The sequence below is a fragment of the Inquilinus sp. genome (assembly GCF_039594555.1).
Classification (GTDB): Bacteria; Pseudomonadota; Alphaproteobacteria; order DSM-16000; family Inquilinaceae; genus Inquilinus.
The window spans coordinates 1-9,652 of record NZ_JBCNNF010000268.1 but is presented as its reverse complement, the minus strand read 5'-3'; the positions used below and the strand labels follow the sequence as shown (position 1 = coordinate 9,652).

General features: G+C 71.5%; 7 protein-coding genes. 2 read left to right on the top strand and 5 right to left on the bottom strand.

What is annotated here, in order from left to right; genetic code table 11:
- Window positions 1-439, top strand: a 439-nt coding sequence (locus tag ABDW35_RS24565; protein WP_343716495.1) for a hypothetical protein, incomplete at its 5' end; no start/stop codon positions are given.
- 24 nt (window positions 440-463) lie between these two features.
- Window positions 464-2,374, top strand: coding sequence for a type VI secretion system tip protein TssI/VgrG (gene tssI, locus ABDW35_RS24560; RefSeq protein ID WP_343716494.1), 1,911 nt, complete (start codon window positions 464-466; stop codon window positions 2,372-2,374).
- A gap of 9 nt (window positions 2,375-2,383) precedes the next feature.
- Here tssI and ABDW35_RS24555 read toward each other — a convergent pair whose 3' ends face one another.
- The 5 genes from ABDW35_RS24555 to ABDW35_RS24535 form a co-directional block, all read right to left on the bottom strand.
- Complete coding sequence (locus ABDW35_RS24555; RefSeq protein WP_343716493.1) at window positions 2,384-4,867, bottom strand: two-component system VirA-like sensor kinase; 2,484 nt, start codon at window positions 4,865-4,867, stop codon at window positions 2,384-2,386.
- Window positions 4,864-5,826 (bottom strand): cytochrome c peroxidase, encoded by a 963-nt coding sequence (locus ABDW35_RS24550; protein ID WP_343716492.1) that lies wholly within the window; start codon window positions 5,824-5,826, stop codon window positions 4,864-4,866. Before ABDW35_RS24550 ends, ABDW35_RS24555 begins: the two co-directional genes overlap by 4 nt.
- Window positions 5,827-5,851: 25 nt before the next feature.
- Complete coding sequence (locus ABDW35_RS24545) at window positions 5,852-6,586, bottom strand: response regulator (RefSeq protein ID WP_343716491.1); 735 nt, start codon at window positions 6,584-6,586, stop codon at window positions 5,852-5,854.
- A gap of 296 nt (window positions 6,587-6,882) precedes the next feature.
- Window positions 6,883-7,770 carry a YghX family hydrolase gene (yghX, locus tag ABDW35_RS24540; RefSeq protein WP_343716490.1) on the bottom strand — a complete coding sequence of 296 codons (888 nt, stop codon included), beginning with the start codon at window positions 7,768-7,770 and terminating at the stop codon, window positions 6,883-6,885.
- Between the two features lie 127 nt (window positions 7,771-7,897).
- A partial coding sequence (locus ABDW35_RS24535) for a trehalase family glycosidase (protein WP_343716489.1) occupies window positions 7,898-9,652 on the bottom strand: 1,755 nt, incomplete at its 5' end.

The following is a 9,652-nucleotide window of genomic DNA, read 5'->3' as shown; positions in this document are numbered from 1 at the left end:
TGCGCGCTCGCCGGACGAGCTGCTGGCCCTGCTGGGCGACCTGCTGCCGCCGGGCGACCTGCGCGACCGGTTCGTCAGCGACGCGCTGCAGGCGATGGCCGAGCGGCCGGGCGGCAGCCTGGGGGCGCAGCAGGCGGCGGATGCGCCGGAGGCGACAGGGCCCGGGTCGCTCGCCTCCCTGCCGGGCCGGCCGCGCCAGGGGGCGGAGGCGGTGGCGGCGGTGACGCGGGCCCTGGCCCATTCCGCCGGGCCGGTGGCCCGGCTGCTGGTCAAGCGCGCCTTGGCCCGGGCAACGACGCTGGACCAGTTGCGCGAGGCCTGCCTCGCCCTGATCGAGGACGCGGCGGAGCGCGAGCGGTTCCAGGAGATGCTGACCGGACTGCCTTATCCGGGAACCCTCCCGGTCTCGGTCCGCGACCTGTCCGGGGATGCGGGATGACCGACGGAATTCAGGAGACACGGAATGCCGGCTGACAGCCGCAACGAGCCGATGCTGCTGCTCACCTCGCCGCTGGGCGACGACACGCTGCCGGTGCAGCAGGGCACGCTGCACGCGATCGAGCTGGCGGCGGTCGAGGAGCTCAGCCGCCCCTACGAGCTGACGCTGACCGTCGTCTCCACCGAGCGCAGCATCCAGCCGCAGGAGCTGCTGTACCAGCCGGTCGGGCTGACGGTCCGGCGCATTCCCCGCGGCGGCGACACGGCTGGGACGACCCGGCCGCCCGAGGACCGCTTCTTCCACGGCGTGGTCCGCCGGATGGAGGCGATCGGCCTGGCGCGGCGAGACCGCTGGACCTACCGGCTGGAGGTGGTGCCGCGGCTCTGGTTCCTCAGCCAGGCCGAGGACAGCCGCATCTTCCAGGCCATGACCGCGCAGGAGATCCTGCAGACGATCTTCACCGAGCACGGCGTCCAGCCGGTCGAGTTCCGGATTTACCGCAGCAACCCCGTCCGCGAATACACCACCCAGTACAACGAGACTGACCTGGCCTTCGCCCAGCGGCTGCTGCAGGAGAGCGGCTGGTTCTACTTCTTCGAGCACACCAAGACGTCCCACACCCTGGTGATCACCGACGGCAACGAGGCGTTCAAGCCGGTGACGCTGCCGTCGCACTGGGTGATCCACGAGGGCGACAATTTCGACGTCTTCGACCGCTGGGAGGAGACGCATTCGACCGCTTATGGCGAGGTCTGGCTGCAGGATTACGACCCGACCAAGCCGAACACGCCGGTCGACGGGCGGGAGGACACGACCCTGCCGATCGCCGGCGCGGCCCGCCGCGAGGTCTACAACTGGCCGGCGGCGACCATGGACAACCAGGTGGCGGCCGACCGGGCGAAGTTCCGGATCCAGCATGCCGAGGTGGTGTCGGCCCTGACCCACAGCCACGGCTACGACCACGAATTCGCCCCGGGCCGCCGCTTCACCCTGGCGCGCGACCCGTTCACCCGGGCGGAGGGCATCGACTACGCCCTGCGCTCGGTCCGCCACAAGGCCAGCGACGACAGCTGGATCGCCGGAGCCGCGATCGCGAGCTACGAGAACGACTTCACCTGCTTCCTGCAGAAGACGCCGTGGCGCGACGATGCCCGCAACACCCGCCCGGTGATGGCCGGCATCTTCGCCGCGACCGTGCTGGGCAATGCCGGCGAGGAGATCCACGCCGACCCGCTGGGCCGGATCAAGGTCCGGCTGATGTTCGACCACCGCAAGGACACGGTGGCGGGCAAGGCGATCTGGGTCCGGGTGATCCAGCCCTGGGCCGGCAACACCTGGGGCTGGCAGCACCTGCCGCGGGTCGGCACCGAGGTCGCCGTCTCCTTCATGAGCGGCGATCCCGACAACCCGGTGGTGGTGGGCGGCGTCTACAACGAGGTGATGCAGCCGGTCTTCCCGGTGCCGTCGGAGCAGACCAAGAGCGGCCTGCGCACCCGCTCGACCCTGCGCGGCGGCACCCAGGACTTCTCCGAATTCTCGATCGACGACAGGAAGGGGCAGGAGCTGGTGTTCCTGCACGCCCAGAAGGACCACAAGGTCGAGGTCGAGAACGACGAGGACGTCACGATCCACCGCAACCAGACGGTGACCAGCGAGACCGGGTCGATCACCATCAGCGCCATGCAGTCGATCACGCTGCGGGTCGGGGCCAGCCGGATCGTCCTGACCCCGGGGTCGATCTCGCTCGTCGCCCCGGCGATCAGCGTCACCAGCGAGGCGGCGATGAGCCTGACGGCCGGTGCCGCCATGCAGATGACCGTCGGCGCGGCGCTCAACATGACGGTCGGCGCGGCCTGGCTGGCCACGGTGACCGGCACCATCACCTTCGAGACCGCGCTCTTCATCGCGCCGATCCCGATCCCGGCCACACCCTGACCGGGGCAGCTAGGCCGCGGCGCCGGTCATCTCCCGCTGCCGGAACCGCGCGTTCCTCAGCACGGCGGCGACATTGGTCGAGCTCAGCGGCCGGCGGACGACCTCGAACACCCCGGCGGCCGCCAGCGCATCGGCGTCGATCCTCCCGCTCGACGGCAGGGCCAGCAGGATCGGCAGCCGCGGCGCGGCCTCGTGCAGCTCGGCGGCGAGATCGAGCGCCTCCTGGGCGGAGGAGCCGTGGCTCACGATCAGCACATCGAACCGGTCGGGCGATTCCCGGCAGGCGGCCAGCGCGTCGGCGCCGCTGGTGAAGCCGACCGGCTCGTAGCCGAGCGCGGCCAGCATCTCCTCGTCCCGCAGCATCAGCTTGCGGTCGCCTTCGACCAGCAGCACCGCCTCGCCGCGGCCCAGCATCGACGCGGCGACGGGGGCCTCCGGCGCGTCCTCGACGATGCAGGGCAGCCAGACGGCGAAGCGGCTGCCCTCGCCGGGCCGGGTCCAGACGTCGATCGCGCCGCCATGCTCCCGCACGATCTCGCGGGCGGTCGCCAGGCCCAGGCCGTTGCCGTCCTGGCGCGAGGTGAAGAAGGGCTCGAACAGGCGGCCCAGGGTCTCGGCGTCGATGCCCCGGCCCGCATCGCTGACGGCGATGCGGACATAGCGCCCCGGCATCAGCGAGCCGTGGCTGAGGGCCTGCGCGTGAACGACATCGTGCAGTTCGACGTCGAGGCCGATGCGGCCGGCCCCGTCCATCGCCTGGGCCGCGTTGTTGCACAGGTTGAGGATCACCTGCTGGATCTGCGCGGCTTCGCCGGCGACGATCTTGGCCGCGTGGTTCTCCTGCCCCAGGACCAGCTGAACCCCCGGCGGCAGCGACGCGCGCAGCAGCGAGGCGGCCTCGACGACCAGGGCGTGGACGTCGACCGGCCGGCTGGGCGCGGCGCGGCGCCGGCCATAGGCCAGGATCTGGCCGATCAGGTCGCGTGCCCGCTCGCCCGCGCGGCGGATGCCGCGCAGATGGCGGGCCGCCCGCTCCCCGGACCCGATCTCGGCCTCCGCCATCTCGGTGTAGCCGAGGATGGCGCCGACGATGTTGTTGAAGTTGTGGGCGATGCCGCTGGCCAGCGCGCCGACGGTCTCCATCCGGCGGGCCTGCTGCAGCCGCTCCTCCAGCCGGCCGCGCTCGCGCTCGAGCTGGTCCCGCCCGATGGCGTTGGCGATCGCGTCGAAGGCGGTGCGCAGCAGGCTGAGCTGGTCCGGGCCGATCATGCGGGACGGCGGCAGCGCGTCGAAGCCCATGATGTCGGTGGTGCCGTCGGCGCCGCGGCTGGTGACGCAGGCCCAGCCGTCCAGCCCGGCGGCGGCGAGGGCGTCGCGGGCCGGCCCGGCCGGCAGGCGGGCGACGTGCCGGACATGGATCAGGCCGTCCGCCGTCCGGTCGAAGCCGGCCGAGAGCGCCGGCGCCGATTCCGGCCATCTCGGGGGGCAGTCGATGCCGGCCCGGGTCCAGACATGGTGCTGGCGTGCCGGGCCGCCGAACAAGACATAGGCCCGGTCGGCGCCGACATGCGCCGCCAGGTCGGCGAGGGCCTGTTCGATCTGCGCCCCGACCTGCGGCCGCCGGGCGGTGATCAGGCGGGCGGAGATGCCGGCGATCAGGTGCTCGAAGGCGGCGCGGCGGCGCAGCGACATGGCCCCCGCCCGCAGCTGCAGCCCGGCCTGGATCAGCAGCCCCAGCAGGACGACCGAAACGCCGTACAGCAGGATGCGGAAGTTCCGCGCATCGTCGCGCGATGCGATCTGGTGCTCGATCACGATGCCGCGGATCTCCGCCAGGTCCCGGCTGGTCGGCAGCGCGAACAGCGTCTTCAGCACGCCATCCGTCGCCGGCAGCAGATCATGCAGCAGCCGGCCATGCGCCAGCAGCGCCTGCAGGGACGTAGGGTCGCCGGGTGGCGGGCGGCTGCCCAGTGCCTCCAGCCGGTCCTGCACGTCGCGGGCGACGCTCGGCGAGGTGTCGAGCGTCAGCCGCAGCATCGCCGCGGCCAGGGCGCCGACATCCGCGGCCAGCGCCGTGTCACCGTCCGCAGCGCCGAGGCGGGAGCCCAGCACGCCGAAATAGGCCAGCGAGTTCTGCAGCAGGGCGTTCCTGCTCTTGAAGGTCTCGACCAGCTCGTCCTGCCGCACCATCAGGGCGCCCAGGCCGGCGACTGCCGCGGCGATGCGCGGGTCCACCGCCGCGGCCTCGTCGAGGCGGCCCAGCAGGTCGCGCAGCGCGGCGCTGTCCCGGACCAGCGGGTCGTAGTTGCGCAGCAGCCCGGCCCGGGCCCCGAGGATGTCGCGCCGCAGCGCGCCCTGGGTCATGGCGACGTCCTCGAGCGTGCCGAGGGCGCGGTCGAACATCTCCGCCTCGGTATTGACGCCGCGCACCAGGAACCAGGTGAGCAGCAGGAGCAGCAGCGGCACGGCCGCCAGGGCGGGGGTGATCCTCATGGCACCTTCGCCGTCACCGGATGGCCCTCATAGGTGCCGGTCAGCGACCGCAGGAAGGCGACGATGGCCGTGACCTGCTGGTCCGACAATGTCCGGTCGAGCTGGGCCAGGGCCATGTTGCGGACGGCGCCCTCCAGCGTGGCGGCGCTGCCGTCGTGGAAGTAGGGCGCCGTCGTCGCAATGTTGCGCAGGCTCGGAACCCGCAGGACCTCCGGGTCCGGAGAGGCGAGGGGGTGGAAGATGCCGTGCCGCTGGAACAGGTTGCCGCCGACATTGACGCCCTGGTGGCAGGAGACGCAGCCGAGGGATTTGAACAGCCGGTACCCGTCCTGCGCGTCGGCCGGCAGGGCGCCGTCATCGCCCTTCAGCCAGCGGTCGAACGGGCTGTCGGGGGTGACCAGCGAGCGCTCGAAGGTGGCGATCGCGTCCAGCAGGGATGCCCGGTCCGGCTCGCCGCCATAGGCTGCGCGGAAGCGCGCCGCCATCTCCGGATCGTCCCGCAGCCGGCCGAGCACGTCGTCGATGCTGGTCCCCATGATGTCCGGGCTCTCGATCGAGCCCGCGGCCTGCGCCTCGAGGGTGCGGAAGCCGCCGGCCCAGCCAAGGCGGAAGCTCAGCGCCGCGTTGAACACCGTGCTGGTGCTGAACCGCAGCGGCGACCCGTCGAAGGACATGTCGCGCCGGGTGTTGCCGGCGCCGTTGGTCCGGATGTCGTGGCAGGACAAGCAGGACCGGGTGCCGTCGCGCGACAGGCGCGGGTCCTCGAACAGGCTCTTCCCCAAGGCGAGCTTGAGCGGATCGGCGGCCGGGGGCGGCGGGATCGGGGTGATCGGCTCCTGCTCGGCCGTGTATGGCGGAAACGGCGCCGCCGGCTCCGGCACCTGCGCGGACAGGCCGGCGGCAGCGAACAGCAGCCCCAGGGCGCTCCAGGCGGCGATCCGGCGCAACGGGCCGGTCATGTCGACGATCGCGGCACCGGACGCCCTACAGCCTTTCCACCGCCAGGGAGAAGACATAGCCGACGCCGCGCTCGGTCCGGATGACACGGGGCGCGCTGGGGTCGGCCTCCAGCTTCCGCCGCAGCCGCAGCACCTGCACGTCGATGGTCCGGTCGAACACGTCCTCATGCATGCGCGTGGCCTGCAGCAGATGCTCGCGCGACAGCGGGCGCTGCGGCGCCTCGAGGAAGGCGGCGAGCAGCGCGTATTCGCCCTTGGTCAGCGCCACGGGGGCGCCGCTCGGGTCGGTCAGGCGCCGCAGCCGGCGGTCGAGCTGCCAGCCGCCGAAGCGGAAGCGGCCGTGCTGCCGGTCGCGCTGCGGGGCCTGGCGCTCAGCCTCCCGCCGCCGCAGCACGGCGCGGATGCGCGCCAGCAGCTCGCGCAGCCCGAAGGGCTTGGTCATGTAGTCGTCGGCGCCGAGCTCCAGCCCGACCACGCGGTCGATCTCGTCCTGCCGGTGGCCGGTGGTGATGATGACCGGCAGGTCGGACCGCGACCTCAGGTCGCGCAGCAGGTCCAGCCCGTCCTCGCGGCCCAGGCGCAGGTCGAGCAGCACCAGGTCGGGCTCGCTGCCGGACAGCTGCCGGGCCATCTCCTGCCCGCCGGCGACCGAGACGGCGCGGATGTCATGGTTCTCGAGATAGTCGACGATCATGTGCCGCATGGCGGGATCGTCGTCGACGACCAGGACGGAGACTGGCTGACTGCTGGCGCTGTTCATATCGACAACCATGGCTACGGGCTCGGCGACCGGCCGCCGGACAGAGGCCGGCTGCCGGTCGATGCATCCTCAGGTTCGGATCGAGCGACACATCTGTTTCATATGGGTTTCGACATATTGCCGATGACCGCCGTCACAGATGGTCAGCCATGCCGTTTCTTTCAGGGGGGATGCCGGTCCCGTGATGGTTACAGCCGTAACCGGCCGGCGGCGTTCCGGCGGTAGTGTTGCAATTGTAACCAAGCCGGCCAGCCGCCGGTCTTCCGCCCGGCGGGGGAAACGGATGTGACGAGATTTCAGGCCAGGTAGCGCTTGAACCAGGCGATCGTGCGGTCCCAGGCCAGCTTGGCCGCCGCCTCGTCATAGCGGGGCGTGGAGTCGTTGTGGAAGCCGTGGTTCACGCCCGGGTAGATATAGGCCTCGTAGGTCTTGTGCGAGGCCTTCAGTGCCGCCTCATAGGCCGGCCAGCCCTGGTTGATGCCGGTGTCCAGCTCGGCATAGTGCAGCAGCAGCGGCGCCCTGATCCGCGGCACGTCCTCGGCCTTCGGCTGCCGGCCGTAGAACGGCACGGCGGCGGCCAGCTCCGGATAGGCCACGGCGGCGGCGTTGGCGACGCCGCCGCCATAGCAGAAGCCGGTGATGCCGACCTTGCCGGTGGTCAGGTCGCTGTGCATCAGGAACTCGACCGCGGCGAAGAAGTCGTTCATCAGCTTGGTCGGGTCGACCTTCTGCTGCAGGTCGCGGCCCTCGTCGTCATTGCCGGGATAGCCGCCGACGGAGGTCAGCCCGTCCGGCGCCAGGGCGATGAAGCCGGCCTTGGCGACGCGGCGGGCCACATCCTCGATATAGGGGTTCAAGCCGCGATTCTCGTGCACCACCACCACGCCCGCCACCTTGCCGGTTGCCTTGGCGGGGCGAACCAGATAGCCGCGCACCTCGCCATTGCCCTTGGGCGACGTGTAGGTGATGTATTTCGCGAGGATGTCGGGGTCGGTGAACTCCACCTGCTGCGCCATCGCGTAGTTCGGGCTCAGCGACGCCAGGATCGACGCCGCGGTCAGCCCCGCCACCGCGAACTTGCCGGCGCGGTCCAGGAACTCGCGCTTGGTGATCCTGCCATGGACGTAATAGTCGTAGAGCTCCAGCAGCTCGGGCTGGAAGTCCTTGGCCGTGAGACGGGTCATGAAGCGCTCCCCCTTGCCGTTGAGGCCGCCCGGCCACTCCCGATAGCGGCATACGCTTCAACACGTTCGATCCGCCAGGCCCCGTCGGAGGTGCGGCATGTCGCCGCCCCTCACCGCGGCCGGCCCGCTACGCGGCCATGAACACCCGCAGGGTGCCGGGGGCGGTGTGGGCGGACAGGTCCACCGTGACGCCGCCCTCGTCCCGCCAGGGAAACGATGCATCGCCGAGGCGAATGTCCAGCACCCGGCCCGGTGTCAGCGACGGGAAGCGCAGCCAGGCGCCGTCAGCCAGGTCCGGCGGCAGGGTGACGGCGATGTCACCCGCGCCGAAGCGCAGCTGCGACAGACGGCCGGCGATGTTGGTCTCCAAGAGCGTGCGGCGGCCCTGCTGCAGCGCCAGCAGGGCGCCGGCGATGCGCACCGTCACCGGCCCGGCCGGGCTGGCGATCGGCCCGAGCGTCGCGTCGGCGCCGTCATTCACCAGCTCCCACCCGCCCCAGGGGTTGATGTCCATCACCCGCGCCACGCCGAGCGCCGGCAGCAGCGCGCCCCAGCTGTAGAAGCCCTCGGTGTCCGGCTGGTCCATCGGCTCGCCGGTCTCGGCGTTGAAGTTCTCCGGGCACAGCCGGCGCTCGTCCCAGGCCGCGCGGAACAGGCGCAGGCTGTCTTCGGCCAGCTTCGTCGCCTCGCGCTCGAAGCCGTTGCGGCGCAGGCCGTGCCACACCATCCAGTTCAGGGGCGGCCAGATCCGGCCGCGCCAGTAGGAATTGTCCTTGGCCGCCGGGTCGTCCCGCGTGGTGCCGGGGATGACGAATTCGCCGCCGAAGGTGGCGGGGTCCTGGAGATGGGCCAGCAGCCGCTGCGCCTGCTCCGGGGAGGCCGCGCCGCAGATCAGCGGGTAGAAGCTGGTCGGCCCCAGGCTGCGCACGAACTCGCCGGACCACAGCCGGTTGGCGAAGATGCCGCGGCTGTCGTCCCACAGCTCGGCGCCGATCTTCGCCCGGGTGCGCGCGGCGGTCTCGGCATGGGCGGCCGCGGCGTCGTCGTCGCCCAGTTCGGCGGCGATCCAGGACAGCACCTCGGCATCGAAGGCCAGCAGGCTGTTCAGCCCGACATCCTCCGACCGCAGCGTCCGCGTCTCCGGGTCATAGGCCGCCTGGTCGTGGATCGGCGAGTTGTCCATGCTGGATTCGTTGCGGGCGCCGAAGGAGGTGCCCTTGTACAGCCCCTCGCCGACATCCGACGTGCCGTAGGAGACCAGGCCGCGGCCGCGCGGGTCGCGCTCGCGCCACCACCAGGCGTGGTTGCGCGCCAGGGTGCCGTAGGCCAGCTCCAGCATCGGCCGCGAGCGGGAGCGCAGATAGATCAGCCACAGCAGGAACGACCCGATCGGCAGCTGGGTGCGGTCGACCCAGGCGTCGTTGGCGGTCAAGAGGCAGGCGAGGTTGCCCTCCGGCGTGGCGCTGGCCAGCGACGCCGCCAGGTTCTCGCGCGCCATCTCCTGGTCCAGGTAGCCGGTGAGGAGGGCGTTGTAGAGCTGGTCGTTCAGCCAGACGCCGAAGCCGCCGAATTTCGACAGGTTCCAGTTGCGGCTGATCGAGGTGTAGGGCCGGTGGTTGACCTCGTCCCACACCGTGTTCCAGGCCATCACGTCGCGCAGCGCGTCCAGCGCCCCGGCCTGGGCTCCGGTCTGGCCGGGCAGGGCAGGGGCCTCGCCCGGCTCGGCCGCCAGCGCCTTCGCGCGCTCGACCGCCAAGTCGGCCCGGTCGGCCACGGCGACGCCGATGCCGCCGTCGCGCATCATCTCCAGATTGAAGCGCAGCACCAGCACCGGCGCCGCCTCCGACCGTGACCCGAGATGGAAGTAGCCGTGGGTCTCGAA

Excerpts from the sequence above, each read along its gene's own strand:
- ABDW35_RS24550 (WP_343716492.1), bottom strand. The coding sequence starts at position 5,826 with ATGACCGGCCCGTTGCGCCGGATCGCCGCCTGGAGCGCCCTGGGGCTG.
- ABDW35_RS24555 (WP_343716493.1), bottom strand. The coding sequence starts at position 4,867 with ATGAGGATCACCCCCGCCCTGGCGGCCGTGCCGCTGCTGCTCCTGCTG.
- tssI (WP_343716494.1), top strand. The coding sequence starts at position 464 with ATGCCGGCTGACAGCCGCAACGAGCCGATGCTGCTGCTCACCTCGCCG.
- ABDW35_RS24545 (WP_343716491.1), bottom strand. The coding sequence starts at position 6,586 with ATGAACAGCGCCAGCAGTCAGCCAGTCTCCGTCCTGGTCGTCGACGAC.
- yghX (WP_343716490.1), bottom strand. The coding sequence starts at position 7,770 with ATGACCCGTCTCACGGCCAAGGACTTCCAGCCCGAGCTGCTGGAGCTC.